The organism is Nonomuraea sp. NPDC049400, from assembly GCF_044466425.1.
GTDB lineage: Bacteria > Actinomycetota > Actinomycetes > Streptosporangiales > Streptosporangiaceae > Nonomuraea.
On record NZ_JBITMP010000059.1, the window covers coordinates 1 to 26,653 of the forward strand.

Here is a 26,653-nt window from a genome sequence, read left to right on the forward strand (position 1 = left end):
CGGACTTATCAACCCACACCTCCCCTCACCATCGCTGCTTGACAATCGGATTAAGAGTCGATGGCCTGGTAGAGGGTGGTCCAGAAGTCGTGGATCAGCCGCGCCGGATCCGGGGTTGACAGCCCGACCTGGGTGAGCAGGATTCCGGTGAGTTGCTTGTCCGGGTCGGCGTAGGCCGTGGTCCCGGTTCCGCCGTCCCAGCCGAACTGGCCGACCGACGCGTAGTCGCCGCGGTAGGTGCGCACCGCCATCCCGAAGCCCCAGCCACCCTGCTGCCCTTGGCCGAACGACAGGTGGACGTTGTTCTTGGCCAGGTCGTTGCGGGCGGCGTTCTGCTCGGGCGTGAGACGGTTGGTGGTCATCAGCTCGACGGCGGGCCGGGACAGGATCCGTTCGCTCCCGTGCATCCCGCCATTGAGCAGCATCCGGAAGTAGGCGTGGTAGTCGTCGACGGTGGAGACCAGCCCGCCGCCGCCATGCTGGAAGGCCGGAGGCCGGCTGAAGCGCCCGGTCGCGGCCTCGTCCCACACGTGGAATTCCCCGGTCTGCGGGTCGGGGGCGTAGCTGGGCGGCAGCCGGTCGATCTCGCCAGTGGGCACGTGGAACCCGGTGTCCTTCATGCCCAGCGGATCGAAGATGCGATCGCGCAAGAACTTCTCGAACGACTGGCCCGTGACCCTGGCGACCAGCACGGCCAGGACATCGTGGCTGAGCTCGTACTGCCACCGCTCTCCGGGCTGGTACGACAGCGGCAGCTCGCCAAGGCGGCGCATCCACTCATCCGGCTCGGGCGCCGGCCCCGTTCCCCCGCTGTAGTTGGCCCGCTCCAGAACCGCGGCCATGATCGGGGAGCCCATCAACGTCAGGTCCACGCCGAGCCCGAACGTGGAGGTCAGCAGGTCCCGTACGGTGATCGGCCGCCGCGCCGGCACGGTGTCCTCCAGCGGGCCGTCGGCCCTCGCCAGTACCTGCCTGTCGGCGAGTTCGGGCAGCCACTCATCGACCGGGTCGTCCAGCCGCAGCCTGCACTCATCCAGCAGGACCATCGCCGCCGCCATCGTGACCGGCTTGGACGTGGAGGCCATCCGGAAGATCGTGTCCCGGCGCATCGGCGCGCCACCGTCATGACGCATCGTCCCGATCGCCTCGACGTGCGTCTCCTCGCCCCGGCCGACCAGGGCCACCAGCCCGGGAATCCTCCCGGACTCGACATGCCGCGCCAGCACCTCGCGCAGCCTGCGCAGCCCTGCCTCGGAGAAGCCGCTGTTGTCAGTTCCCATCATGAATCTCCTTACATACAGTGTTCGATCTTGCGAGACCTGCCCTGGCCTGGCGCTCATGGCTTCGATGAGCGACGCACCGGGGTGTCCATGGCTGAACCGCGCATGGCAGTTACCATCGCCGACCGCGCTGATATCGGGCCGTTGCCGTCCTGACGCGGCCGCTGACACGACACCGCCTGGTCAGCGGCGAGGGCAAAGCTGTAGCAGCGCAAGGCGGACATCCCGTCAGGCGGCGTCGAGGGCTCCGGTGATCTTGTGGGTCATGTCAGCCAGGGTGGGGCTGGGCTCGCCCCGCTGGATGGCTGCTTCGACGGCGAGGATGACGGTGCTGCGGAAGTTGTCGGCCTCTGCCGGAGCCTGCTTCCTGAGCAGGCCCATGGCTTCAGTCAGCGCAGGCAGCACCTGGTCGGCGAGTTCGGCGACGGACTTGCCGTTCAGGTTCACGCCCTTTGTCTTGTCGGCGAGCACGTGCCCGATCGGGCCGGTCGCGGAGGCCAGGGCGACGGACCCGTCGGTGGCGATCCGGTGCGGCGAGCCACCGGCGGCACCAGCAGCGGCCAGAAGTGACACGGCGCCGTACGCGGCGGTCCGTAGGGTGAGCTTGTCCTGATCGGTAAGAGTGAGGGACATGCGGAGGCTCTCCTTGCGAAGTGGTCAGGTGGTGGGCAGGTCGAGCTGAAATTCGTGGGTGCGGCGGTGGAAGCGCAAGCCCAGCCGCCGGTTGACGGCGAGCATGTGGGTGTTGTCCTGGGCGTTGTCGGTCTCGATCTCGACGATGCCGGGGTGCTCGGCACGCAGCCTGCGGACCATTGCGGCCTTGACCCACAGCCCCAGCCCGTGGCCGCGGTGCGCGGGCACCACGGCGGTGTCGTACTGCAGTGCCCGGCGGGTCTCCCCGGCCCGGATGACGAGCTCGGTGTATCCGGCCATCTCCCCCTTGCCGAGCGCGGCGGTCGTCAGCAGCAGATCGCCGCGGTCGGCCAGCACTTTGGCCATGGCACGGACCCGGTCGGCGGTCCAGGTCTGGTTGCCGTAGTCCATGTCGCCGGTGGGCATGTCGTTCATCGCGTTCTTGGCCGCGGCGAAGGCTTCGGCCAGTTCGTCGGGAACCGTGCCGGTCCAACCGACCAGCTCGTAGCCGGGATGCTCGATGTCGGCCTCGGCATCGTCGGCCTGCGCGACGTCGAGCAGCAGATGGTCCAGCGTCAGCACCCGGCGGAAGCCGCGCGCGGCGCAGAAAGCCTCACCCGGCCCCCCGCTGGCCGCAGCGGTGATCAGGCTGCGGCGCTGCTCCACCTCTGCTGCCAACACGGCTGTGGCCAGCAGTTGCGAGCCGACCCCCGAGCGGCGCCGGTCCGGGTCGACGTGCAACTCCAGTTCCGCCAGGTGATCTTGGCCGGGCGAGGTGAACAGCCGCAGCCCGGCCACACCGACCACCGCGCCGCCGGTCTCGGTGGCCAGCCAGAACAGTCGGCGGCTGTCCAGCCCGCCGGCAGTGAGCTGGGCATGGACCTGCTTGGACGTGGGCCGGGGCTCATCAGGCAGATCACTGGCGAGCGAGGCGACTACAACCGCATGCCAGGCGGTGGCATTCTCGGCCGAAACCCGAGGCATAGGGACAATCCGGGTCATGCGAAACTCCTTGATGGGATGCCTTGGACGCCGGTCATGACTTGTGTCATCGCTTCCTTCAGTCGGTGTGGCGCACGAGCGGCCAGTCGATGTCAACGCGGGCCGTCTCGGCGAGGTAGTTGGTGAACACATTGAGTGCCACGTGGGCGATGACCTCGACGATCTGCCCGTCGGACAGACCGGCGTGCCGGACCATGGCCAGCTGATCGTCGGAAACAGCCCCGCGGTTTCGGAGCACGGCGGAGGCCAATCCCAAGACCGCGGCAGCCCAGGGGTCGCCAGCTTCGCCCCTCCTCGCGCGGCCGGCCTCGACCACGGTCAGCCCGGCCACCTTGGTTCCGCGGAACGAGTGCACCGACAGGCAGTAGTCAGACTTGTTCTCCTGCGCCACCAGCAAAGCGATGCGCTCGAGCAAGTCCGCCGGCAGGGTTCCCTCCGCGCCCAGGATGCCGACGACGCCCAGGTACCCCTTTAACACGGCCAGATTGTTGGCCATCACCTTGGCCAGGTTGGGGATGACCCCGAGGGCCTTGTGCGTGGCGGTGAACAGTAGTGCGGCCTCACCGGTGGCGATCTCCGGATCAACGATGTGCATGCCGGCAATCCTGCAGTTAGGCCTTGATAGATTTCCGATGCGTTCTCGATGCAAGCGCTGGCGGCCTTAGGAGTGACGGCATGCGGTTCACGGTCCTCGGCCCGGTGGAGGCCGTGGCTCCCGGTCCCCAGCCGCCCAGGCTGGCACCCCGGCATCGGGCGGTGCTCGCCTATCTGTTGCTGCACGCCGGGGTCGTGATCAGTACGGATCGGCTGATTGACGCGATGTGGGGGCCACTGCCGCCGGATTCCGCCCGCGCGCAGATCCAAACCACGATCGCCGCGATCCGCCGGATACTGCGCGAATCGGGAGCCGACCAGATGCTGGCCACCCATCCGGCCGGGTACATGATCACCCCCGAGCCCGGCCAACTTGATCTGGACGAGTTCGCCAATCTGATCGCCAAGGCACAGGCCACCTCCGGCGACCCGCAGGACACCGCGGACCAGATCCGTGCCGCGCTGGCGCTGTGGCGGGGAGAGCCGTTGGCCGACATCACCGCCGATTACGTCCAGAGCGCCCGAGCACGACTGAACGGGCAGCGACTGACCGCCATTGAACGCCTGGCCGAATTAGAGCTGTCACTGGGCCACCAGGACGACCTCATCGACGAACTGACCGTCCACGTGGCGGCCAATCCGCTGCGGGAACGGCTCTGCGGCCAGCTGATGCTCGCCCTGCACCGCGCCGGACGCCAACCCGACGCGTTGCACGTGGCAAGAACGTTCCGGGCGGCCCTTGCCGAACAGCAGGGGCTGGACCCCGGCCACGCGTTCAGCAAGCTCGAACAGGCCATCCTGCGTGACGACCCCGGCCTGCGGGCGCCGGCCGCCGCGCCGACGAAGTCGCAGCGGGTGAACTTCCTGCCCTACGACGTCCCGGATTTCACCGGACGAGAAGGCGAGCTCGACAGGCTCGCCCGCTCGTGGACGAGCAGCAACGGTGGAGTCGTGACGATCTCGGCGATCGACGGGATGGCCGGGATCGGCAAAACGGCGCTCGCGGTCCATGCGGGACACCTCCTCGCGGACCACTTCCCTGACGGGCAACTCTTCGTCGACCTGCAGGCACACACCGCCGGTCAGGCGCCGCTCGATGCCGGCACCGCGCTGGAGGTCCTCCTGGGGCAGCTCGGCGTGCCGGCGGAACGCATCCCGGCGTCGGTCGCCGATCGCGCCGCGGTGTGGCGGTCCGAACTGTCCGGCCGTCGAGTGCTGGCCGTGCTGGACAACGCCCTCGGCGCCGATCATGTGCGGCCGTTGCTGCCCGGCACCTCCAGCGCCCTCATCCTGATCACCAGTCGCCGACGGTTGACCGACTTGGACGGGGCGCACGCCCTGTCCATGGATGTGCTGCCTGCCGCGGACGCCGTGGAGTTGTTCACGGCGATCGTGGGCGAGCGGGCGGCCGCCGAACCGGTCGCGGTCCTCGACGTGCTGCAGTTGTGCGGTTTCCTGCCACTGGCCGTCCGCATCGCCGCCGCCCGCCTGCACCATCGCCCCCGCTGGACCGTCGAATACCTGGCCGACCGGCTCCGCGACCAACGCCGCAGGCTTTCCGAGCTGGCCACCTCGGAAAGAGGCGTGGCGGCCGCGTTCACCCTGTCCTATCAGCAGCTGGATCCCGATCAGCAACGCATGTTCCGGCTTCTGGGGCTGCAGCCGGGCCGTGACATCGGTCCCGACGCGGCCGCCGCGCTGGCCGATCTTCCACTCGAGCGGGCCGAGATGCTCATGGAAGACCTTCTGGACGCCCACGTCCTGGCCCAGTACCAGCCCGGCCGCTACACCTTTCACGACCTGCTGCGTGAACACGCCCTGGCCACCGCAGCCGCCCAAGAACCCCCAAGCGCCCAGCGGGAGGCCCTCGGCCGGCTGTTCGACCACTATCTCCACACCGCGAGCACGGCCGTCGACCACCTCTACCCCGAGAGCAAGAACCGCAGGCCACGCCTCCCAGCGACCTCGTCTCCGCAGGACGAGGGCGAGGCGGTCAGATGGCTGGACACCGAGCGCGCGAACCTCATCGCGGTCGGCCGGCACGCCGCCGACAACGGCTGGCTCACCCACACCAGCCACCTGGCGGGCGCCTTGCATCATTACCTGCTTCGCCACGCCCACCACGCAGACGCACTGGCCCTCTACGGCCTGGCACTCCAGACAAACCGGCGAAGCGGCGACACAGCCGCAGAAGCACGCACGCTCCTCGACCTCGGCGAGGCGCTCTACTGGTGGCAGGGCGACACCGACCAGGCAGCCGAGCACTACTCGCACGCCCTGGCCCTTTCTCGCGACATCGGCGACCAGGGAATCGAAGCCCGCGCACTGCACAACCTCGGCAACGTCTACAAGCGGCAGCGAGAATACGACCAGGCCTACGACCACTTTCGACAGTCCCTCGTCCTCTTCCGCGAGTCCGGCGACCGCGCGGGCGAAGCCAGCTCGCTGACCAACCTCGGAACCGTCCAAGAGCGCCAAGGACGATACGCGGAAGCCCACGACCACCATCGCCGGGCCCTGCACGTCTATCGCGAGACCGGATCCCGCATTGGCGAAACCATCGTCCTGAACAACCTCGGGCTGGTGTACCAGCGGGAAGGCCGCTACGACCAGGCCCGCCGCCATCACCGCGACGCCTTGCACCTGTGCCGCAGACACGGTTTCCCCGGGGACGAGGCCGAATCGCTCAACGCCCTGGCGGAAGCCGCCCGATCCATGGGCGACCTCGCCCAGGCCGTAGCCGACCACGACGCCGCGCTGACCATCGCCCGCGAGGTGAGCTACCGCCCCGAGCAGGCCCGCGCCCACGACGGCCTGGCGCACGTCCACCGCGACCTCGGCCGTATCGACCTCGCCCGCGACCACGCCCTACAGGCCCTCGACCTGTACACCGCCCTCGACGTCCCCGAGGCCGACGGTATCCGCACCTTCCTCAGCGATCTCCATCAGCAATGACACACAGCTGAAAGATCGCCGCCCAGAGACTCCACCGACGTCCGTACTGGTCGTGCGAGCCTGTGTCGTCGTTTTGCAGGGCACGTTCGACGCCCGCACCACGCCGCGCCGAACACCACGAGGTGGCATCGGGCCTAGGTAGCGACGAGCTGGCGGGTGATGCTGGGATCGCTGATCCGGTGTCGTCCGCCAGCAGGAACGCCTTCGACAAGATGACCGACAACATTCCGCCGTCCTCCTCGAACGGCAGGAGCACCGATGAGGCGGAGCGGTCGCGGCCGGGGACGATGCACAGGTAGGCATCGTTCGGCTCCATCAGGATGTTGCCCGACCCCAGATGAATCCGATAGGTACGCAGTTGCCCGCGCACGCGCAGGAACCGGTCGGTCAGCTCCACCCGGTCGGCGATCTTCAGCCGGGGCAGCAGCCGGGCCAGCGCGTCACGCCGCGTGCGAGCGGTCTCACTCAGCTCGCCGAACCCGTACGACTGCCAGTAGCCGTCGTGCCCGGCCGCCGCCTGCTGGTGCGGTCAACGTGACGGGCCATAGTTATCAACGGGCACCGACATTTAGCCTCACCCGTGGAGTGTCCGGGTGGGTCCTTCAAGTACGGCTTGCTTACCGACCGGTAGCCCTGGCATGCGAAGGTCAGCAACTCCTCTCTATTGGCGAAGACTCATGTGCAGGTGCCGAGGGCTTCGGGCCGCTACCTGGAGCACTACAACGCGGCCCGACCCCACCGCAGCATCGAACAGTTGTCCCCAGGCAAACCGAAACCGGACTGCCATCCCCCATCGACCTGGCGAACCGCCGAGTCCACCGCAGAGCCGCCCTCGGCGGCCTCATCAACGCGTACCAAATCGCCGGCTGAAACCACAGAGAAGAACCGGCAGGTCAGACGCCGAATCCCGTTATTGAGCCCCACAGGCCTGATTCCGGTCCGGCTAGCGGCGCGCGAGGGCCGGGCTAGCGGGATCACGAAATATCCAGATCGTGGATCTCCTGCTCGTCACGTGCCCGGTCCTGATCGGGGCAGTGTTCGCCGTTGCCGCGTTCACCAAGCTGCGCAGCAGCGCGGAGCTCCGCCCGTTCGCGTCCATCCTGGTGATGGTGCCGGAAAGGCTGCGCCTTCCGGTGGGTGGCGTGGTCGCGAAAAGTGAGGCGGCGACGGCTGCGCTCATGGCGATCCCGGGAACCAGGGCTGGTCCTCAGCCGGATCATGCTCGGCGCATTCAGTCTGATGATCGCTGTGACCGCCCGGCGGGGCACGTGAGTGTCCTGCCGCTGCTCCGGCCCGTCCGTGGTCTCGCTCGGCTGGGTGCACCTGATGCGGAACGCCCTGCTGTCGCTCGTGGTGGCGCTCGGCGAGATGGCACTGACGTTCACGAGCGGGCCGCCGGTCGCGGCGCTGGCGGTGGCGATGCCAGCCGGGCCGGCGGGGCGGCCGTGCTCATCGATTTTGACGACATCACCGAGTTGTTCATGGACAGAACGGGGAGGGCGTGATGCAGTACCTGGTCGCCGTGGTCGTGCTGGTCGGTCTGCTGGGCCTGGTGAACTTGCTGCTGACCGTCGGTGTGATCCGCCGCCTGCGCAGCCAGAGCTTGCCGCCGTCGATGCCGGTGGAAGGCCTCTCGCCCGGTGCGAGGGTCCCGCAGTTCGCCGCCACGAGCACGAGCGGCGAGCCGATCTCCGACGAGCTCCTGAGCGGACCCGCGATGGTCGGATTCTTCTCCCCGGGCTGCCAGCCCTGCAAGGACCTGCTCCCGCTCTTCGTGGAGCGGGCACGCGGCACGTCGGACGCCGTGCTCGCCGTGGTCGTCGCCGACCCCGGCGAGGACTCCGCAGCCGACATCGAACGGCTCGCGGAGGTAGCACGTGTCGTCACGGAGGCGCCCCTGGGCCCCCTTCAGACGGCGTTCAAGGTCAACGGGTACCCGACGGTCATCACGATCGACGCTGGCGACACGGTCGTCAGCAGCGGCCACACCATGCCCGCCGAGGTCAAGGCGTCGTGAGGCGGGCGTTCCTCGCCGCGGCGTGCGGGCTCGCGGGTCTGGCCCTGCTGGCCGTACGGCTGCGCGCGACGTACATGGTGATCCGCGTCCGCGGCAACAGCATGGCCCCGGCGCTGACCCATGGAGACCGGCTCCTGGCCCGGCGCACGCACCTGGCGGCGCTGCGCAACGGGCAGATCGCCGTCGTCTCGAGCCCGCACCCGACCGGCAGCGAATTCCTGATCAAACGTGTTGCCGCCCTGCCCGGCGATCCGGTCCCGGAGCGGGTACGGAGAGTCGTCGCCGACGACGTCGTCCCGGCCGGCAGGTTCGTCCTGATCGGTGACAACACCGAGGCCAGCTTCGACTCCCGCGAGCACGGCTTCTTCCACGCCGACGACCTCCATGCCGTCACCGTCAAGAAGCTGGAGACGCAGCATGGCCGTTGACGGGGTGCGCCTGACCGCCTCCGCGCGTGAGGCGGCGGCCAGCAGCTGGAGCAGCGCTGCCGTTCCCATGATCGGGTACGCGTTCACCCTGCTGGGCATGGCCACGACGCCGGTCGCGGTGGCCTGGCTGACCAAGCTGGTCATCGACGGCCTCACCGGGGCGGCCTCCCTGTCGGAGCTGCTGGGCCTCGCCGCGGGGCTGGCCGGTACCGGCGTCGTCGCCGCGACCCTGCCGCACGCCTCGCGGTACCTCGGCGGCCAGATCGGCCGCGCCATTGCGGTCACCACGACGGACCGGCTCTTCACCGCCACGGCACGATTTCCCGGTCTCCGGCCTTTCGAGGATCCACGCTTCCTCGACCGGCTGCGCCTTGCCCAGGAGGGAACGTCCAGGGCCGACGGCATCGTCACCGAGGCATTCGGCCTGGTCCGCTCCGCTGTCACTGTGATCGGCTTCGTCGGGTCCGTGCTGGTGATCAGTCCTGCCATGACGCTGATCGTGCTGTGCGCCGCCGTGCCGGCACTCATCGCGCAGCTGAAGCTGTCCCGCCGGCGCACGACCTTGATGTGGGAGATCGGCCCCGCGGAACGACGGCAGCTCTTCTACAGCACCCTGCTCAGCACGATCGAGGCGGCCAAGGAGATCAGGCTCTTCAACCTGGGCGGATTCCTGCGCGGCCGCCTCATGGCCGAGCTGTCAACGGCTCAGGCGGGCAAGCGGCGGATGGACCGCAAGGAGCTGTCGGCGGAGGGGGCGCTCGCCCTGCTGTCCGCCGTGGTGGCCGGAGGCGGGCTCGTCTGGGCCATAGCCGCGGCCCGGACGGGCACGCTCACCGTCGGTGACGTGTCGATGTTCACCGTCGCCGTCGTCGCCGTCCAGGGCGGGCTGGACACCCTGGTCAACGGCATCGCGATCACCGATCACAACCTGCGGCTCTTCGGGCACTACGTGGCAGTGATCAGGGCCGAGCCCGACCTCGTTGTGCCGACCGACCCCGCTCCGCTGCCGCCGCTGCGCCGGGGGATCGAGCTGCGCGACGTCTGGTTCCGTTACAGCGACGACCATCCCTGGATCTTGCGCGGCGTCGACCTGTTCATCCCGTACGGCGCGGCCGTGGCACTGGTCGGGCTCAACGGCGCGGGCAAGAGCACGCTCGTCAAACTGCTCTGCCGGTTCTACGACCCGAGCCGGGGAGCGATCCTCTGGGACGGAGCCGACCTGCGCGATGTCCGGCCGGAGGCGCTGCGGGAGCGGATCAGCGGCGTCTTCCAGGACCACATGGCCTACGACTTCTCCGCCCGCGACAACGTCGGCGTGGGAGACGTCGGTGCCCGTGACGACCTGAACCGGATCCGCGCCGCCGCGCGAAAAGCCGGCGTGGACGAGCTGCTGGCGGCCCTTCCCCGCGGCTACGACACGCTGCTCACCCGAATGTTCGCCAGCGAGGAGGACCGCGAGGACTCCTCGACCGGCGTCGTGCTCTCCGGCGGCCAGTGGCAGCGAACCGCCCTCGCCAGAGCCTTCCTCCGCGACGGACGGGACCTGATGATCCTCGACGAGCCGAGCTCGGGTCTCGATCCCGAAGCCGAGGCCGACGTGCACGCCCGGATGCGCCACCACCGCGCAGGCCAGACCAGCCTGCTCATCTCCCACCGGCTGAACACGGTGCGGGACGCCGACCTGATCGTCGTCCTGAAGGACGGGGTCGTCGCCGAGCGGGGAAGCCACGACGAACTCATGGCGGCGGACGGCACCTACGCCCGCCTCTTCCGCCTACAAGCCCGCGGATATCACGAGGTAGCCCCCAGTGATACCGCGCCCAGTGAACCCGAGACAAGAAAGGAGGTGAAAACAGAATGCTGGACAAGCTCATCGACCGGTTGATTCCCACGGTCAAGGCTGACGCGGCGTGCACCGTGAGGTGCGTGCAGGTCAGCTACGACCCGAACACCGGGTGCTACAAGATGAAGTGCTATCGATCCGACTGCACCTATCGCCTGGTCACCATGTGCGAATAACTCGTCGGAGAAAGGTGGGACAGGTGAAATCCATCACCGCCTTGGCGGACCGGATCGTCGCCTTCGTCGTACCGGCCGGCGATGCGCAGGCCGCCTGCACCGCACGTTGCATTCTCGACCACACGACCTGTACCGGCAGCATCTGTTGCGCTTACTTCAAGTGCTGGAGGAGCGACTGCTCGCCCTACTGGAGAAAGCAGTGCGCCTAGGTAAGTAAAGGGAGTGCCCCTTGGCCGGCCCGGCCAAGGGGCACTCCCGTGGAACGCGAAATCGAGGGATTATGAGAAACGCGATAGGAAAGCTCAGCGACCGGATTCTGGCGATGGCCGTACCCCAGTACAGCGCGGCGGCCGTCGAGTGCTACGACATCTACAAATGCATCGGGGGAACGAAACTCCGGGCGCGCTGCTGTGACGGAAGCTGCGGGAAGTACGTGATCGTCTGCAACAACTGTTGCTAGAGCGGCGCACCTCGGAGCATCTCCTGGTGCTGCCGGCGTAGGTAGTCGGCCGGTTCGATGCCGAGTTCCGTACTGAGGATGTCTCGCATGCGCCGGTAGGCGGCGAGCGCTTCGGCGCGGCGGCCGCGCCCGGCCGGAGCCCACAGCAGCATCTCCCATAGGGATTCACGGAAAGGGTGGGCCTCGACGAGGCGCTCCAGTTCCGGGATGACCCAGTTGTGGAGGCCGAGCCGCAGCTCGGCCTCCACACAGAGCTCGAATGCGGTCAGGTGCATCGCGTTCAGGCGGCGGCGCTCGCAGCGGACGGTTTCGACGTCGATCTCCGGCGCCGGCGGACCGTGCCACATGTCCAGCGCCTCGCGCAGCAGCCCGGCTGCCACCTCCGGACGGCCCGCAGTCAGAGCTTTCGCTCCCCGGGTGAAGCGCTGCTCGAACGCCCTGATGTCCACCGCTCGATCCGGGACGACCAGGGTGTAGCCGTTCCTGAGGGTGGTCAGGTCGACACCGTGGGCGGCCAGCGGTGCCGCTGGGGATGTTGAGCTGGGCAGGTGCGGTGGCGGTGTCCCCGCCTTCCCTCGTCCGGCGGGCGAGGCTTGCCCGGGTGAGCAAGGTGCCAGGATGCGCACCGCCGAGCGGCTCAGCCCTCTGACTCGGCGGTCTCGATGTCGATGGTGCGGTCCAGTAGCCCCGAGAGCAGTGCCACCCGTGCCTGACGAAGACGTTCCGCCTCGGCGCGGAGGGCGACGACCTGCGCATCCACCGCCTCGGCCATCGCTGATATGCGCTCCTGATCATCACGAGGGGGCACGGGCATAATGATCTTCTCGAGGTTCACGGCGGAGATGCAAACCATCTTGGTCTCGCTCGTGAACCGACGCTTCCGGTGCTGAAACAGGGGCGAGGCGAAGAAATACGAGACGAACTTCGGATCAAGGTCATGGCGGAAGATGAAGCAATCGTCGTGAACAGCCACATCATCATCACCCAGCCAAGCAACAGCCTTGCCGACGTCCTCGACGTTCTCGCTCGTCCCGGCGATTACGACATCACCGGGTTGTGCCAGGCGCATTGAGCCGCGGAAGCTCTCGGGCAGGTGCGTGATCGTGCGCGTAGCCGACGCCCCGTAGTCCGTGTAGATCTGACCGCAGTGGATGCATCCCAGGCCGGACTCCACGTAGTCGCTCTTCACAAACCGGCGGCCGCGGGTGAGCGTTCCGACTTTTGCCAGAGGAGCAGCCCGCCATCCCGCAGCGCCACGGGAGAGCATGTAGTCCAGAGCAGCGTCACGGACTCGGAGGAGGCTATCTGCCTCGACCACGAGCGCGGTGATCTGGTCGTCGACCGCACCTATGACCTCGACGATCCGCTCCTGCAACGGCACCGACGGCACCGCAACACGCACTTCGTATACCCGGCTGCGGGTCAGATCAGGAGCTCCGGTCTGGGTGGCAAGCTCCGTCAACTTCGCATTGACGAGTAGGTGGTAGGCGAACTCCATTCCTATCTGGGTGGAGTCCTTGGCCAACACGTAGCAGGCGGTGTCGAGGGGGAAAAGTCGCCCTCGCTGAAGGTGACGGTCCCCGAAGAACCGGTCCCCTTCCGCCCAATGATGACGCCAGGTCCTTTCACCAGCGACTGAGAGTGATAGCCGACGATGCCGTTGCTCCCGTGAACGGGGAATCCTTGGCCGTCCCGGGCTTTTTCGGGAAGCGGCTTGCCGTATTCAAGGATTAGCAGCTCACCGATCGTCGTCTGCCGCCAGTCACTCATCGAAGCCATCGATTCCGGCGGCCGTAAGGACGTCGAACATCCGCACTTCTGTCTTCTGGCGCTCGGCACGGGCGAGGTTGTAAGCATTGATGAGACTGTCCAGATCATCCGGCTCGGCGGCAGCCTGCTTGATGTACCGGTCGACGCTGAGGTCGTACCCGGCCTCAACGATCTCCGTGATGGTGACGAACCGTGCGGCCAGTCCGCCATCGCCATCAGGGTCCACCGGGTTGCCGTCTGTGTCGAAGCTCGTGTGGTAGGCGGTTACGACCTTGGCGATGTCCGCGTCGGTGAGGACGTGGCGGTTCCTGGCCTTGGTGATTGAAGCGCTCCCCACGACTAAAGTCGAGGGATTCCAGCCAGCTCGGGGCTCGCCGTAGCGTGGCCCTGAGCTGCTGTTGCTTGGCGGTTCACCTTCCGGCCCACACGGTTGCGTGGTTTGCGCGCCCCAGCCCGCGCACCCGGTCCGGGTTGTGCGTGCTCCGCCCTCCCGGCGGTGAGGATGTTCTTGGCGGCGTTCACGTCGGCATGCTCGGTGTGTCCGCACGAGGTACACCGGAAGACCGCTTGGCTCTGGCGGGACTTCCGATCTACCACCGTGCACACATTGCACGTCTGGCTGGTGTACGCCGGGTTCACGGTGATCACTTGGGTACCCGTGGAGCGGGCCTTGCTACGGGTGGCCAACTCGATCCGGTGCCAGCCTTTGTCCAGGATGGACCGGTTCAGGCCGGACTTGCTCGCGGCCCCGTTGGGCAGGAACGCGCCGGGTTGTTCGGGGTCTGGTTTGGGCGCCACCCCGGCGGTCATGTTTGTGGTCGCCAGGGCCTCGAACACGATCAGCTCGAAACTCGTGGCCAGGGTGTGGGCGATCTTGGCGGCGAAGTCAGCGCGGCGACGCCGCACCTTCGCCAGCGCCTTGCCAAGTTTGGCGGCGGCGTGCTTGCGCCGGGCCGAGCCCTTTCGAGTGCGGGCCAGGCGACGCTGGAGCGTGGCGGCGTGTTCGACCTCCCGCCCGCGGGCGAACACCTGATGATGGAAGATGCCGTCCGAGCGAGTGACGACCTTGGCCACACCTCGGTCGATACCGACCGCGCTGCCCGGGCTGGCATGCCGCTCCGGCGTGACCACGCCGTCTTCGACGAGGAAACTGACATACCAGTGCTCGCCGTCCCGGCTGACAGTGGCGTTCTTGACCCTGCCGCCGAGCGGGCGGGTGATGCGGAAGCGGACCCAGCCGAGCTTGGGAAGTTTCGCCCGTGCCCAGCGCCGGTTGAGCCGCTCGATGGCGATCTTGGCGCCCTCGGGGAACCGGAACGACAGCCGCGTCCTGGCCTTGGACTTCCAGCCGACCTTCCACGTCCCGTGCCGGCTACAAGCCTGGTCCAGGTCGATGAGCGTCTGCTGAAGACAATGGCCGGGCACCTCTGCCAGCCACGCGAACTCGCCCTTGGCCTCAGCCAGCTGGCGGGCCTGTTCGTGGTAACCGATCCACGCGTCCCGACGGCGGTAGATGCGGCGCTGCTCCAGGGCGGTGTTCCACACACTGCGGCACACGCCGCCGATCCGCTCAGCGAACTCTGCCTGACCAGGCGAAAGGTCCAAGCGGTACTTACGTCCCGCCAGCATCCGCGATCACCGGTTCTTCTGGTTCTCGACGTACCGCTTGACCACATCCACAGGTGCCCCGCCCACGGTGGCCACGAAGTAAGAGTTGGTCCACAGCGTCGGAAGTTTCGACGTCAAGCTCGGGAACTCCTGACGCAGGACGCGGGAAGAGCGGCCCTTGATGGCCTTGACCAACTTGTGGATCCCGAACTGCGGGTCCACCTCGACCAGCAGGTGAACGTGGTCGGACATGACCTCCAGTTCCACCAGCCACGCGCCTTTCTCCGCGATCACCTCCCGGATCAGCTCTTTCAGTCGCGTCTCGATCCGTCCGCCCAGCACTCGCCTGCGGTACTTGGGGCACCACACCACGTGAAAGGCGCACTGGAAGGCGATGTTGCTGTTCGTGCGCAAGGTCACAGCCACACGGATCAATATACGGAGTTGATCTATCTACCGCTCAAAGATTCGACAGAAGGGCTTACTCCCATGGCTGAAGCCAGGGGTCCGCGCCCTAGATGTCCGATCGCCACGCGCAGTTCGTCGGCGGCATCCCACAACCGCTTCTCAATTTCCTGCCGGCTTACTGCCATCACTCGGGGTGTCCTTGCGCGTCAAAGGGGTGGCGGTCCGAAGGCCGTGGCGTTCCTACTGGACACCCAATTCCGGGCGTGCCCGGAATGTACACGCCGGCGTGTCCCGAGGATGAACACACGCGGGGCGTCGTACTCCCTGCGCGGGCGACCACCAACGATATCCCTTCCCAGGACCGCGATTTCGGCAAACGGCGCCAACAAACGACGCGTCCCAGCGGTGGTCCAGGAAACGCTGGGACACACCTCCAGCGCCTTCGTCTACCCACAGGTGGCTACGGCCGCGGCGGGAGGCTATGGTCCGGCAGCGGATCGAGGAGTTTCGGGAGCAGATCGCCGGGTTGGAGTCACGGTTGGAGGCCGAGCAGGGCCGGCTGTCACGGCTGGTGATCACGCGAGAGACGTTGAGGAGATCTTGGGTGAGGCGGCTCAAGTTGTCCACGGTCCCGCAAGCGACGCCGCGGTCGTCGACGTGGCCGACGTGGCGCAGGTGCGGCCGCCGGCGCTTGGGGTGGTGACGGTCCGCCGTGGCAGCCGGGCATGAAGGTGGCGGTGTTGCCGCGCGCGTACCGGCACGCGGTGGAGATCATGGTTGATGCCGGTAGGGCGTTGCGGGCCAGGCAGATCGCAGTGGGGATGGGGTTGCCGGATGAGGCCGCCAAGCGGGAGGGGCTGCGGTCCAAGCTCAAGCGGCTGGTTGAACGCGGCTGGGCGCGTGAAGAGGGGCCGGGACTGTTCACGGTGACCGAACCGGTGGTGCGCGAGGTGGCCGGGCTGTGGCCCGCGCGCACGCCATGGTTGAAGACCGGGTGCGTGCCGGCAAGGCGATGGGCCTGCGCAACCTGCCCAGCCAGGGCTGGCCGAGGCTGGATCCTGGCCGCCAACCTCGGCCACGACCTGGACTGCTGGCTCCGGCTACTGATCCTGCACGATCAGGACGGCCTGGAGCACGCCGAACCGGACACCATGCGCTATCGGCTCTACCACCTGCCCGCCCTCGCCTGAGGGCCGGACCTTGCCGCAACGATCAGGAAGGAGCCCCGCCCCGGGCCCGTGGAACCCGGCGCCCCCGCAGCGACATGCGACGACCCACCCCAACCGCATCGGGGACATTACATTACGGGCAAGCTGCGGAGCCACTCACGCAACACAGCCCACTGACGAATCGAGGCCAACTCCCACGTGCCACCCGGTTCTTTCCCCGGAGTCGACGAGGCAGACGTTTACTCCTTTTTGGAGCAGTACGCGACGACCCGATAAACATACCCGCGCCATACCGTCGCCTCCTATGGTCGATCCGCGCACGAGAGGTCAGCGGGAAGGCGAGCAACGTCTTAACGGACGTCACGGAAAATCGCCTTCCCTGTTCATCTCCCATCCAGTCGGAATCCTCCTGGAGGAATCTCATGCCTCGATCCGCTTTATTACGCGGATTCATCGCCACGCTGTTCGCCGCCGCGCTCGGGATCGTCGGGCTGGCGAGCCCCGCGCTGGCCGTACCAGACTTCCAGCTTCCCTTCCTGTGTGGTCAGAAGTGGCAGCTGAACAGCTGGGGGCACGCGCCCGCTCTCGACATGGTGAAGGAGCCCGACCAGCAGGGGACCGAAGGCGCCACCCTGCTCGCAGCCGCCGGCGGGACCGTGGACAGGTCCTTCTGGCACGACAACGGCGGCAACGTCGTGCAGATCGATCACGGCGGCGGCTACTTCACCACCTACATCCACCTGCAGTCCCGTGCCGTCTCAGCCGGGGACAAGGTGGAGCGGGGAACGGTGATCGGCAAGGTCGGCAAGACCGGGGCGTTGGCTAACGGCCACCCCCACCTGCACTTCGAGCTCGCCTACGACTCCAACGGCGACGGCCACGCCTCGTGGGGCTACGCCGGCTCCGAGCGGATCAAGCCGATCTTCAACGGCGTCACCTACGGCCAGGCCAACGGCATGGAGTGGGACAACGTCGAAAGCCACAACTGCGGCACGGTGTCCCCCAAGGGCACGGCCTCGGTGTACGGCGTTTTGTCCGACGGCCAGTTGACGTACACGGCGATCGATGCGGCGACCGGGAAGCGGACGGCGGGTGCTGAGGTGTCGACGGTATCGCTGGGGTTCAAGGCCAAGGCGCTGGCGACGTTGAATTACAACACGTTGCTGGTGACCGAGGATGGTACGGATGGTCGCCTGTATCGGGTGGATGTCATCTCGGTAAAGGATGGGGTCACGTTCTCGCCGCCGGTGTTGCTGGGGACTGGTTGGACCCATGATCTGCTGGCGTATGACGGGTCGAATTACCTGTTCGGTATCGCCGATGGTGCGTTGCGCCGGTACAAACTGACGGCCGACAAGCCGGCGCTGGCCGATATCACGGGTAACACGCTGATCGGGACCGGGTTCACGCTGAAGACGCTGACCGCGACGGGTCCGAGCTGGATTCTGGGTACGACGTCGGCGGGTGCGTTGATCTCGTACAAGATCAATGGTGCGGAGTCGTGGCAGCGATACCAGCTGCGCGACACGACCTGGCAGGTGTTCGACCACCTGCTGTCGCCGGGTGGCGGTGTCTACTACGGCCACAGGAACGCCGAGGGGGCGGTGCACCGCTACCTCGACGAGAATCCGCTCGACGGCAAGGGCGACGACCTGTACGGGCAGGGCGTGGTGGACACCGAGGGCTGGACGCAGGTCCTGCTGTCGGCCTACCCCGACTCCGTCACCTGAGAGGGGGCGTGAAGGCCCCGGTACCTGCCGGGGCCTTCCGCAGTACGGTGAGCGCGCCCGTCGTTGGTCTCACACCCGATCCTTTCTCAGAGGCTGAGCCGGGGCCAGTTCGCCGTGTCGCGCAGGAGTTGCCGGTCGTGGGTGGCCAGCACGACGGCGGCCTCCGTCGTGGCCAGCGCCTGCGTCAGCTCCTCGACCAGGGTCATCGACAGGTGGTTGGTCGGCTCGTCCAGCAGCAGCACCTGGGGCCGGGCGGCCAGCAGCACCGCCAGGTCGAGCCGCCGTTGCTGGCCGACCGACAGCTCGGTCACCGGCTTGTGGGCGGTGCCGGAGGGCAGCAGCCACAGCTGGGTGAGGCCGATAACGGCGTTCTCGTCGAGTTCGCCTGAGCTGGCGAGCCGGCCGACGACGGCGTCGTACACCTCAAAGGCACGCCGCGGCGACGGCGCCGACGACTCCTGCGCCAGCAGGCCCACCCGCGCGCCGCGCTTGCGCTGGACGCTTCCCGTGTCGGGTGTCAGCGTGCCCGCGAGCACGGACAGCAGGCTGGACTTGCCCGCGCCGTTGGGACCGGTGATCACCAGGCGGTCACCGGCGCGCAGGTGCACCGACTGCGGCGCGTCGATCCGGCCGCGCACCGTCACCTCGTCGGCCCGCAGGAGCGTCACCCCCTGCGGCGCCTCCAGGTGCGGGAACTGGAACCGCGTCGGCGGCTTGGGCACGTCGACGACGTGCGCCTCGAGCTCCTCCTGCCGGCGGTGCACCGCACGCACCAGCGAGGGCGCCCGGGTGGCGCGCGTGTGCTTGCCGGTGCCCTTCTCCGGCCGCCACCCGGTGGACAGCCGGTTCTGCGCCGCGGAAAGGTCCTGCGCGAGCCGCTGCCGCTCGCTCTGCTGGTCCCGGTAGGTGTTCTCCCAGCGTTCCCGTTCGGCGTGCTTGCCTTCCCGGTAGCCGGTGTACCCGCCTCCGTAGACACGGGGACGCCCGTCACTGGTCGGGTCGAGATCCAGCACCGTGGTGACGACGTCGGCCAGCAACGCTCGGTCGTGGCTGACCAGCACCACCCCGCCGGGATGTGCGCGCAGTTCGGCGGTCAGATGGTCCAGGCCGCCGGCGTCGAGGTGGTTGGTGGGCTCGTCCAGCAGCAGCAGATCGTGCCCGGCGCCCAGCAGGCAGGCCAGTCTGATCCGGTAGCGCTGCCCCACGGACAGATCGCCCAGCGGACGGGTGCGGTCGTCCACTGCGCCCAGGGCGGCGAGCGACAGGTCGACGCGGCGGTCGGCGTCCCACGCGTCGAGGGCCTCCGCCGCCTCAAGCGCGTCGGCGTAGGCCTGCTCCACACCGGGACGCTCCTCGACGAGTGCGAGGCTCGCCGCCTCGAAAGCGGCCAGGACGGCGCGTACCTGGGCAAGTTCGACGTCGATGAGATCGCCCACCGTACGGTCGAGGCCGATCGGGATCTCCTGGTCGGCGACGCCGATCGAGCCGGCCCGGTGCACCGTGCCCGAGTCGGGCATGAGGGTTCCGGCGAGCACTTGCAGCAGCGTGGTCTTCCCGCGGCCGTTCTCGCCGACCACGCCGAGCCGGTCGCCGGGGGAGACCGTCAGGTCCACGCCGGTCAGAACCGGCCGGCCGCCACGGGCGAGATGCAGATCGGTGGCGTTGAGATGAGCCCGCGCGCGAGCTGATAGAGCAAGGGGGCTGGACATGCTTCCTCCGAGAGCAGGCTCCCGCGCGCCTCGGCACGACAGTGGAGACGGGAACCTGAGATGAGTGACGACGATGGCTGCGCTCAGCGGCGCCAGAGGCCCCGGTCATCAGGGGCGGAACAGGCGGCCGAGGTCGTCGTCCTCAGAGGAAGTACAAATGCACGTTGCCACCTTATCCGATTCCTCGTGGCGCTCGGCTGCTATGCGATGGAGCTCTCCTGCGGGGTCGGCCGGGCCTGGCGCCGGTCGTGGGCCGCGGAGGCCGGCACGATGAGCAGCCCGGCGACCGCGATGACCGCACCGCGCGCCTCCCGCCGTAGCACGCGCCCCCGCACATCGACGGCCCCTGGTATGCCCGGTCGGGACTCATCGCGGCAGCGCCGACCGCCTCTCCCCGGAGCTAACCCGTACTCCGGGCACTTGACCTGAGGTCACCCCTGATCGAGTGCGAGGCCTAATAGTCAGGCGCGTGCTGGGGGCAGGCCGTGGCGGCTGACGGCCAGGTACGTCTCCGGCGTCGCCGCTTCGAGGAGCCCCTCGTCGCCTTCCAGGTCGAGTTCTGGCTCCTGGGGACGGCGCAGCAGATTACTCCAGTCGCTTGTCGCTCCCCGCTCGTAGGCGTCGCGGAGCAGAGGGCGCAGCCGGGGGCGGGATTCCTCCTGCTGCTCGCGGAAGATCCGCCGCTGGGTGAGTCGCTGTTCTTCCCGAGCGTCGTCGCTGAGTTCCTGGTCATCGGCCAGCTGGTCCTCGGCGCGCAGCCCCGGTCAGCGGTCAGAACGTGCCGGTCGTGGTGCCGCCGCTGCCGCTCGCCGGGGTGGTGAGGATGGTGTTACCTCCCGGCTGCCACTGGTCAGCGGTGTCGGGGAAGTTCGCTTCCTGCCGTTTGACGCACTTCCATTCGATCTGGGTGTTGGGTGGGAGCTTGCCGATGGTGCCGGTCCAGGTCGGATAGTTTGTCGGCGACAGCTTGACCGCGCTGGCCACCGACCATGCGCCAAGCTGCGGCACGCTCCCGACGGCGTAGACGGACTGGCCGGGCGTGGTGGTGCCGTTGTCGCACTTGAACATGGCCGACACCGGAGCCTGGCCGAGCGTGAAAGCGAACGTCTTGGCCGTGGTGACGGCCGTGCTCGCCGACTTGGCCATGATGAGGTTGCCGCCCGCGTTGTACCAGCCGCTGGCGGCCGCGTCGAAGGCGGCTTTGGTGGCGTGCTGGGTCAGCGGACCGCCGTTCAGGGTGACGGCCGAGGCCTGGGTGGCGGCGACCAGCTCGACGACGTTCGACCTGCTGCTCGGCGCGCCCGTGTAGGTGCCGCTGGAGGCGGCCACCGTGACGGTCGCCGTGCTTCCAGTCAGCTGCTGGCTGATCTGCGTGGTGCGCACGGCTCCGGCCTGGTAGCCGGTCGAGGCGCCGTCGTCCTCGTAGAGCGTGAAGCTCGTGGCGGCGGCGTCGGGGTAGACCCGGGCGACCAGCTCGTTCCTGGTGGTGGCGTCGGTGCGCTTGCCCATGACGTTCATGGTCTTGTCGTCCACGTACATCTTGGGGAGGATCGCCCCCGCCCTGGCGAAGGCCGGCAGGCGGAAGGCGCCGTTCACCCACAGCGGCCGGTCGGTGAACCACTGGCCGGTGCTGGTCAGCTTCTCGCCCGTGGCGTAGTCGTACCAGGTGCCGGCGGGGAGGTACATGTCCCGCTCGCGCTCACCGGCACCCGCGACGACGCCGACCAGCAGGTCGCGGCCGATGAGCTTCTCGTGGCCGGACTCGCGCACGTTCGGATCGTTCTGGTAGTAGTACGCGAGCGGCGGCACGACAGGCTCGCCGAACCTGTAGGCGCGGTGGGCCAGCGAGTAGTAATAGGGCGTCAGCTCGTAGCGCTGGCGGAGATTGGCGAGGTTGCTGGCGGTGTGCCCAATCTTGTCCGGTGAGGTCTGCACGCAGTTGCACAGGTTCTCGGTGTGCGGGCGCACCGGCACCTCGAACCACGCGCCGTTGGCGAACCACTGCGTGTACAGCTCGTTCAGGTCCGAGTTGAGCATCTCCCTTCGGAAGCCGCCGATGTCGGAGCCGTAGTAGTCGATGCCGGACATCGACATGTGCAGGTGCGCGTTCTGCTGCTGGGCGAGCGCGGTCAGCTTGGAACCGATGTCGGCCGACCACATGGCCACGCCGTGCCGCTGCATGCCCGCCGCGCCGGAGCGGGCCAGCATGAACGGGCGCTTGGTGCCGGAGGCGTACCCGCGGGCAATGCTTTCGGCCCACTTGAGGTTGTAGACGTTGTGATAGTCGGCGTGGGCGTGCTTGCCGGGCAGGACTCCGGAGGTCCAGTCGCCGGCGTCGTACATCTCCGGCTCGCCGAGATCCAGCCAGTGGCCCTGGACCCCGGCGTCGATCAGCGGCTTGCGCTTGAGCGTGTGCCAGTAGTCGCCGGCGGCGTTCTGCGTCCAGTCGATCATGCCGCCCCGGCCCCACCAGTCGTTGGTGGTGAGGTACGTGGGCGCGCAGGTCGCGCAGCCGGCCCGGACGAGGTAGCCGCGGGAGGCCAGGTCGGCGTGTTCGGGCAGGTTCTTGCCGACGTAGGACTCTTCGATGGTCATCAGGCCGATGCCTTCGTTCGCCTGATAGCCGGCGATGGTGGCCGACGGGTTGGGGAAGGCGGTGGTGTCCCAGGCGAGGCTGCCCATCTTGGTGTCGTCGGAGCCCGCCGTCACGCCGCCGAACCACGGCAGGTCCAGCACGAAGCCGTCCACCGGGAACTTCGCCGCGCGTAGCCCGGAAAGCCGGTTGTCGATCTCGGCCCAGTTGTCGTAGCCGAACTCCGACACCCACATGCCGAACGCCTTCTTCGGCGGCACCAGCGGCCGGCCGGTCAGCTCCATGTAGTCCTTGCGCAGGTCGGGAAGGTCGGGCCCGGTCATCGTGTACCACCTGAGCTGGTCGCCCCAGGTGTCGACCGTCCACGGGTCGCCGGTCAGGTTCCACTCCTGCTTGTAGACGTGGTCGAGCAGGAGGCCGTAGTTGAGATTGGCAGGGCCGGTCGCGAACAGCACCGGGATCTGGGCGTTGCCCACCGGGCCGTTGTCGGTGTCGTACACCATGGCGTTGCCGTACGTGCCGCCCGGGGTGCGGCTGCGGCCCACCCAGTCGCCGTCGGCGCTGCCGCCCATGAAGAACTGCTCACCCAGCCCGTACGCGTTCTGGATCGAGCCTTTGGTGATCGTCAGGCCCTTCCACGCCTGGGCCAGGTTGCGCGGGCACGCCTCGTACAGCAGCCGAGTGGGGTCGGAGATTTTCACGCACAGCGTGCCGGCCGTGACCTCGACCTTCATCGCCCCCGTGGTAAGCGTGTTGCCCGAATGGGTGAAGCTCGCGGGACCCGTGTAGTCGGTCTTGGCCACCTGCGGCGTGGTGAAGACCGGCGAGCCGGTCCCCGGCGACGTGCCGGCGGCGAGTTCGAAGTGCACCAGGTCGTCGTCCAGGAACTCCACGATCAGGTACGTCGAGCCGCTGGTGAACTGCACCCGCTGTACCGCCGCCCGCGCGGGCGGCGCCACCAGCAGCGGCAGGAGCAGGATCGCCAGGAAGGTGAGCGCTCGTTTCATGGGCGTGCCACCACCAGGTTGTCGAGGTTGATCCCGCCGGTGTCCGAGGTGTCGTACGCGATCTTGACGGTGTGGGCGCCCGCGGTGAGCGAGGTGGTCAGCGCGGCCGTGCCCCAGGTGTCCCAGTTGGCGAGGGCGGGCAGCGAGAGCGTGTCCGCGGCGACGCCGTCCACATAGACGGTCCGGGTGGCGGCCGCCGTGGTGGAGTAGCGGAACTTCAGCTGATGGCTGCCCGCCGCGTCGGCCCTGACCTGGAACGTCACCGCGTCACCGGAGCCGGCGAAGCCGTCCGCGAACCCGGTGCCGGTGTATCCGGCGTGGTCGGTGTTGGTGGACGTGCCGGTGCCGGTGGCGAACTCGGCCTCGTAGGCGGCCTTGTCCACGCCGTTGAGCATGATCGTCCGGTTGGCGGCGGCGCTCGCCAGCTTGACGTGGGTGAGCTGCTGAACCGGGTCCCACCACCAGCCCTCGGCCGCGGCCTTGAGGTCGGCGAGGCCGGCCCGAGCGGTCGCCCCGGTCACCGACGCCGGCTTCGTGCTCGCGACCTGCAGCGTGCTCGTCGTGGTGAGCGCCGGCACGGTGACGGTCACCGCGTGACCGGCCCAGTTCTCGGCCGAGGTGATCGTGCGGGTGGCGTTCGCGGAGTCCTCGAAGTAGGCGTACGACGTGGATCCCGCCGGATAAATCCGGAAGGTCAGGTTCGTGTACGTGTCCACGCTGTTGCCGATCTCGCCGCCGAGCTTGTAGTCGGCGTTGAGGTTGAGCGGGATGATCGCCCCCGACCTGGCGTAGACGGGGATCGTGTCCAGACCCGCGTGGTAGATCTTGGTGCCGGGCCCGGTGAAGCGGCCGCCGTTCCACAGGTCGTACCACTCCCCCGCAGGCAGGTAGACGTTCTTGGAGGTGGCGCCCTGAGTGGTGATCGGCGCCACCAGGAGCTGGGCGCCGAACATGTACTGCTGGTCCTGCGCCGCCGCCGTCGCGTCGCCCGGGAAGGCGAAGCTCATGGCCCGCATCATCGGCGCGCCCGTCGTGGAGCTCGCCTTGGCCTCGGTGTAGAGGTACGGGATCAGGTTCATCCGCACATTGGCGAACTTGCGGAAGGTGGGCACCACACTCGTGTCGCCGGTGCGTGCCTGCACGTTCCACGGCGTGCGGGCCTCGGAGGTGCCGGGATCGGCCTTCTCCGAGTGGTACTGCATGATGGGCGAGAACGTGGCCTGAGCCGCCGAGCGGAGGTAGAGCTCGGCGCTGGGGAAGGAGCCGGTGAAGCCCGCCAGGTCCCAGGCCGTGTACGGTATGCCCGACTGCCCGGCGCTGAGCTGGGCTCGGACCGCCTCCTGGAAGGCGGGGAAACTGGAGTTCTGGTCGCCCGCCCAGAAGATCGACTTCGTCTGGGCGCCCGTCGTGCCCGCCCGGCTGAAGATCGTGCCGTTCGGCCTCTTGCTCTTGACGTAGGAGTTGTAGGCGCCGGTGTAGCTGTTGGGGTAGGCGTTGTGCATCTCGTCGCCCTTGCGGCCATCGGCGAACTGCACGCTTCTGCCGAAGACGGCCTCGCTGCCGTCGGTCTTGAACCCGTCGACGCCGACCTCGTCGATCAGGTAGTCACGCTTGCTCATCCACCAGTTCGTCGCGGCCGTGCTGGTGAAGTCGGGGACCATGCTGTCGCCGAACCACTGGCCGGTCGGGATCCGGTAGGGACCGTTGGTGGCGTTCTTCGCGACATATCCCTGAGCCTGCGCGTACGCCTTGTCATTGAGGTGCTGCTGCGGCGCGGTCGGCGGGTTCGTGTCGAAGTTCTCCTTGAACACCGGGATCTGCCAGAGGATCATCTTGATCCCCTTGTTGTGGGCATTGGCGACCATGGCCTTCGGGTCCTGCCACGCGCCGCCCGCCGGGAAGACCAGATCCGCGTACGCCAGCTTGCCACTGCCCGGTGTGGGCGTGTACGTGGCACCGTGCCAGACGTAGAACGTGGCCTCGTCGCTCCACTGCTCCAGCACCATCGCGGTGTGCGGGATCTTGTACGTGTTCACGTTCGCGAGCTCGGCGTTCACCTCAGCCTGGGTGTTCCACTCGTTGGCGGACATCCACACCCCGAACGCCCACTTCGGCGGCAGCTGCGGCCGACCGGTGACCGCCGTGTAGTCGTCCACGATCTCGGCCGGGGTGCCGGCGAAGAAGTGGTAGTCGAGCGTCGAGTCCAGCCCGCCGCCAGTGTCCACGGTGAAGCCGGCCAGGTCGCTCAGGTGCGTGTTGAGGTTGAAGATCGCGTAGCGGGTGCCGGCAATGTGGATGCCGTAGCCGGCCGAGTTCAGGAAGAACGGCACGCTCAGGTAGGTGCGCCGGGTGGCGCCCTGGTCCCGGTATTGGTTGTAGACGTAATTGTGCACGTCGGTGCCGCGCTGGTCGAGCCGGTCGTAGCGCTCGCCGAAGCCTTCGAAGCGCTCGCCGGCCGGCGACATGAAGTGGTCCTCGATCTTCGTGATCGTGGTGGCGCCGTCACTGGCCCAGCCGATGTTCCGGAACGTGGCAGGATCGTACTGGCGGGTTATCAGCGTCGTGCCGTCGCCCTTGTAGACCGACAGCCGGTACGGCGACTTCTGGATCTTCAGGACGAGTGAGCTGGTGGAGATCGTCAACGTGCTCGCGGAGTTCGTCACCGTATATCCGGATACGCCGGAAATATTGAGACCTGAGCCGCTGGGAGCGATCTGTGTTCTGAACCGGTCGAGCGCGGGGAAGGCGAAGCGGATCTTCGGCGTGAAGCTCCCCGCGCTGTCACCGGTCGTGACATCCACCGATGTGCTGTTGTTCACGAACCCGGTCACGTTCGTCACCGTGCTCCACGAGGTGACCGTGAACGCGAATGGGCCGGTGCTCTTCTGCCCGCCTCCGTTCACGTCGGCGTTGACCGTGTAGGAGACCTTGTCTCCCCGGGCGAAAGTGCCGAGGTTGATCCTCCAGTAGCTGTTGTTGCCGCTGTTGTGGTCCCAGGCGGCGCCGATGGGGGTCTGGTTCACGCCGTTCTTCGTCCAGGTGATCCACACCGTCTGGCCGGACTCGATCGGCCAGGTCGTCGCGTTGATCTGCACCGCCTCACCGGCCATCGGATCGCGGGGGACGCGTTCGGTGGGCTCGCTGGAGTAGAGGTCGTCGATTCCGGTCGGGTTGTGGTGGACGCCATCCAGCGCGTGGGCGGGGATGGAGGCGAGGGAGGCGAGCAGGGCGAGTGCCATGACGATGGCTGCCGACCGTAACCGGGTCACGG

24 protein-coding genes are annotated in these 26,653 nt (G+C 67.8%); 10 read left to right on the plus strand and 14 right to left on the minus strand.

Features of this window, described 5'->3' with window-relative positions:
* Nucleotides 1-50: 50 nt before the first annotated feature.
* The 4 genes from ACIBVN_RS50790 to ACIBVN_RS50805 all read right to left on the minus strand — a co-directional run bounded on the left by ACIBVN_RS50790 (nt 51) and on the right by ACIBVN_RS50805 (nt 3,510).
* The gene (locus ACIBVN_RS50790) at nt 51-1,283 is read right to left on the minus strand and encodes a serine hydrolase domain-containing protein (protein WP_397148438.1); all 1,233 of its coding nucleotides are present in this window, start codon (nt 1,281-1,283) and stop codon (nt 51-53) included.
* A gap of 225 nt (nt 1,284-1,508) precedes the next feature.
* Nucleotides 1,509-1,913, minus strand: a complete 405-nt coding sequence (locus ACIBVN_RS50795) for a hypothetical protein (protein WP_397148440.1) — start codon at nt 1,911-1,913, stop codon at nt 1,509-1,511.
* A 24-nt stretch (nt 1,914-1,937) separates the two neighbouring features.
* Complete coding sequence (locus ACIBVN_RS50800) at nt 1,938-2,915, minus strand: GNAT family N-acetyltransferase (protein WP_397148442.1); 978 nt, start codon at nt 2,913-2,915, stop codon at nt 1,938-1,940.
* Nucleotides 2,916-2,973: 58 nt separating this feature from the next.
* Nucleotides 2,974-3,510 (minus strand): carboxymuconolactone decarboxylase family protein, encoded by a 537-nt coding sequence (locus ACIBVN_RS50805; protein ID WP_397148444.1) that lies wholly within the window; start codon nt 3,508-3,510, stop codon nt 2,974-2,976.
* 80 nt (nt 3,511-3,590) lie between these two features.
* On the opposite strand from ACIBVN_RS50805, the gene ACIBVN_RS50810 reads away from it, so the two are divergent.
* The gene (locus ACIBVN_RS50810) at nt 3,591-6,464 is read left to right on the plus strand and encodes an AfsR/SARP family transcriptional regulator (RefSeq protein ID WP_397148446.1); all 2,874 of its coding nucleotides are present in this window, start codon (nt 3,591-3,593) and stop codon (nt 6,462-6,464) included.
* Here ACIBVN_RS50810 and ACIBVN_RS50815 read toward each other — a convergent pair.
* Entirely contained in the window at nt 6,442-6,861 is a 420-nt protein-coding gene (locus ACIBVN_RS50815; protein WP_397148448.1) for a hypothetical protein, read from the minus strand. The two genes, ACIBVN_RS50810 and ACIBVN_RS50815, sit on opposite strands and share 23 nt — an antisense overlap.
* Nucleotides 6,862-7,456: 595 nt before the next feature.
* Between ACIBVN_RS50815 and ACIBVN_RS50820 the strand changes: the two genes are divergently transcribed.
* Genes ACIBVN_RS50820 through ACIBVN_RS50845 form a run of 6 tightly spaced genes read left to right on the plus strand, consistent with a single transcriptional unit; the run spans nt 7,457 to nt 11,137 of the window.
* Nucleotides 7,457-7,969 carry a hypothetical protein gene (locus ACIBVN_RS50820; RefSeq protein WP_397148450.1) on the plus strand — a complete coding sequence of 171 codons (513 nt, stop codon included), beginning with the start codon at nt 7,457-7,459 and terminating at the stop codon, nt 7,967-7,969.
* Entirely contained in the window at nt 7,969-8,481 is a 513-nt protein-coding gene (locus tag ACIBVN_RS50825; RefSeq protein ID WP_397148452.1) for a TlpA family protein disulfide reductase, read from the plus strand. The genes ACIBVN_RS50820 and ACIBVN_RS50825 overlap by 1 nt, the downstream gene beginning before the upstream one ends.
* Entirely contained in the window at nt 8,478-8,909 is a 432-nt protein-coding gene (locus ACIBVN_RS50830; protein WP_397148454.1) for a S26 family signal peptidase, read from the plus strand. Before ACIBVN_RS50825 ends, ACIBVN_RS50830 begins: the two co-directional genes overlap by 4 nt.
* Entirely contained in the window at nt 8,899-10,794 is a 1,896-nt protein-coding gene (locus tag ACIBVN_RS50835) for an ABC transporter ATP-binding protein (protein ID WP_397148456.1), read from the plus strand. The genes ACIBVN_RS50830 and ACIBVN_RS50835 overlap by 11 nt, the downstream gene beginning before the upstream one ends.
* Nucleotides 10,767-10,928 (plus strand): hypothetical protein, encoded by a 162-nt coding sequence (locus ACIBVN_RS50840; protein ID WP_397148458.1) that lies wholly within the window; start codon nt 10,767-10,769, stop codon nt 10,926-10,928. Before ACIBVN_RS50835 ends, ACIBVN_RS50840 begins: the two co-directional genes overlap by 28 nt.
* A 23-nt stretch (nt 10,929-10,951) precedes the next feature.
* Entirely contained in the window at nt 10,952-11,137 is a 186-nt protein-coding gene (locus ACIBVN_RS50845; protein WP_397148460.1) for a hypothetical protein, read from the plus strand.
* A 247-nt stretch (nt 11,138-11,384) separates the two neighbouring features.
* Here ACIBVN_RS50845 and ACIBVN_RS50850 read toward each other — a convergent pair whose 3' ends face one another.
* The 5 genes from ACIBVN_RS50850 to tnpA all read right to left on the minus strand — a co-directional run bounded on the left by ACIBVN_RS50850 (nt 11,385) and on the right by tnpA (nt 15,192).
* Nucleotides 11,385-11,837 carry an AfsR/SARP family transcriptional regulator gene (locus ACIBVN_RS50850; RefSeq protein ID WP_397148462.1) on the minus strand — a complete coding sequence of 151 codons (453 nt, stop codon included), beginning with the start codon at nt 11,835-11,837 and terminating at the stop codon, nt 11,385-11,387.
* A 188-nt stretch (nt 11,838-12,025) separates the two neighbouring features.
* The gene (locus ACIBVN_RS50855) at nt 12,026-12,886 is read right to left on the minus strand and encodes a hypothetical protein (RefSeq protein ID WP_397148464.1); all 861 of its coding nucleotides are present in this window, start codon (nt 12,884-12,886) and stop codon (nt 12,026-12,028) included.
* 264 nt (nt 12,887-13,150) lie between these two features.
* The gene (locus ACIBVN_RS50860) at nt 13,151-13,495 is read right to left on the minus strand and encodes an N-6 DNA methylase (RefSeq protein ID WP_397148466.1); all 345 of its coding nucleotides are present in this window, start codon (nt 13,493-13,495) and stop codon (nt 13,151-13,153) included.
* Between the two features lie 2 nt (nt 13,496-13,497).
* Nucleotides 13,498-14,787: an RNA-guided endonuclease InsQ/TnpB family protein gene (locus tag ACIBVN_RS50865; RefSeq protein ID WP_397148468.1), complete on the minus strand. Its 1,290-nt coding sequence runs from the start codon at nt 14,785-14,787 to the stop codon at nt 13,498-13,500.
* A 6-nt stretch (nt 14,788-14,793) separates the two neighbouring features.
* Entirely contained in the window at nt 14,794-15,192 is a 399-nt protein-coding gene (gene tnpA, locus ACIBVN_RS50870; protein ID WP_397148470.1) for an IS200/IS605 family transposase, read from the minus strand.
* Nucleotides 15,193-15,899: 707 nt separating this feature from the next.
* Between tnpA and ACIBVN_RS50875 the strand changes: the two genes are divergently transcribed.
* Both ACIBVN_RS50875 and ACIBVN_RS50880 read left to right on the plus strand, forming a co-directional pair.
* Nucleotides 15,900-16,364, plus strand: a complete 465-nt coding sequence (locus ACIBVN_RS50875) for a hypothetical protein (protein WP_397148472.1) — start codon at nt 15,900-15,902, stop codon at nt 16,362-16,364.
* A gap of 401 nt (nt 16,365-16,765) precedes the next feature.
* Nucleotides 16,766-18,073, plus strand: coding sequence for a M23 family metallopeptidase (locus ACIBVN_RS50880; protein ID WP_397148474.1), 1,308 nt, complete (start codon nt 16,766-16,768; stop codon nt 18,071-18,073).
* Nucleotides 18,074-18,159: 86 nt separating this feature from the next.
* On the opposite strand, the gene ACIBVN_RS50885 is transcribed toward ACIBVN_RS50880, so the two are convergent.
* Nucleotides 18,160-19,782, minus strand: a complete 1,623-nt coding sequence (locus tag ACIBVN_RS50885; RefSeq protein ID WP_397148476.1) for an ABC-F family ATP-binding cassette domain-containing protein — start codon at nt 19,780-19,782, stop codon at nt 18,160-18,162.
* Nucleotides 19,783-19,982: 200 nt separating this feature from the next.
* Nucleotides 19,983-20,117 carry a hypothetical protein gene (locus tag ACIBVN_RS50890; protein WP_397148478.1) on the minus strand — a complete coding sequence of 45 codons (135 nt, stop codon included), beginning with the start codon at nt 20,115-20,117 and terminating at the stop codon, nt 19,983-19,985.
* Between the two features lie 150 nt (nt 20,118-20,267).
* Between ACIBVN_RS50890 and ACIBVN_RS50895 the strand changes: the two genes are divergently transcribed.
* Nucleotides 20,268-20,603, plus strand: coding sequence for a hypothetical protein (locus tag ACIBVN_RS50895; RefSeq protein ID WP_397148480.1), 336 nt, complete (start codon nt 20,268-20,270; stop codon nt 20,601-20,603).
* Here the strand turns inward: ACIBVN_RS50895 and ACIBVN_RS50900 are convergent.
* Both ACIBVN_RS50900 and ACIBVN_RS50905 read right to left on the minus strand, forming a co-directional pair.
* Nucleotides 20,554-23,382, minus strand: coding sequence for a TIM-barrel domain-containing protein (locus ACIBVN_RS50900; protein WP_397148482.1), 2,829 nt, complete (start codon nt 23,380-23,382; stop codon nt 20,554-20,556). The genes ACIBVN_RS50895 and ACIBVN_RS50900 overlap by 50 nt on opposite strands.
* On the minus strand, nt 23,379-26,651 hold the full coding sequence (locus tag ACIBVN_RS50905; protein ID WP_397148484.1) for a TIM-barrel domain-containing protein: 3,273 nt from the start codon (nt 26,649-26,651) through the stop codon (nt 23,379-23,381). Before ACIBVN_RS50905 ends, ACIBVN_RS50900 begins: the two co-directional genes overlap by 4 nt.
* Nucleotides 26,652-26,653: the final 2 nt, after the last annotated feature.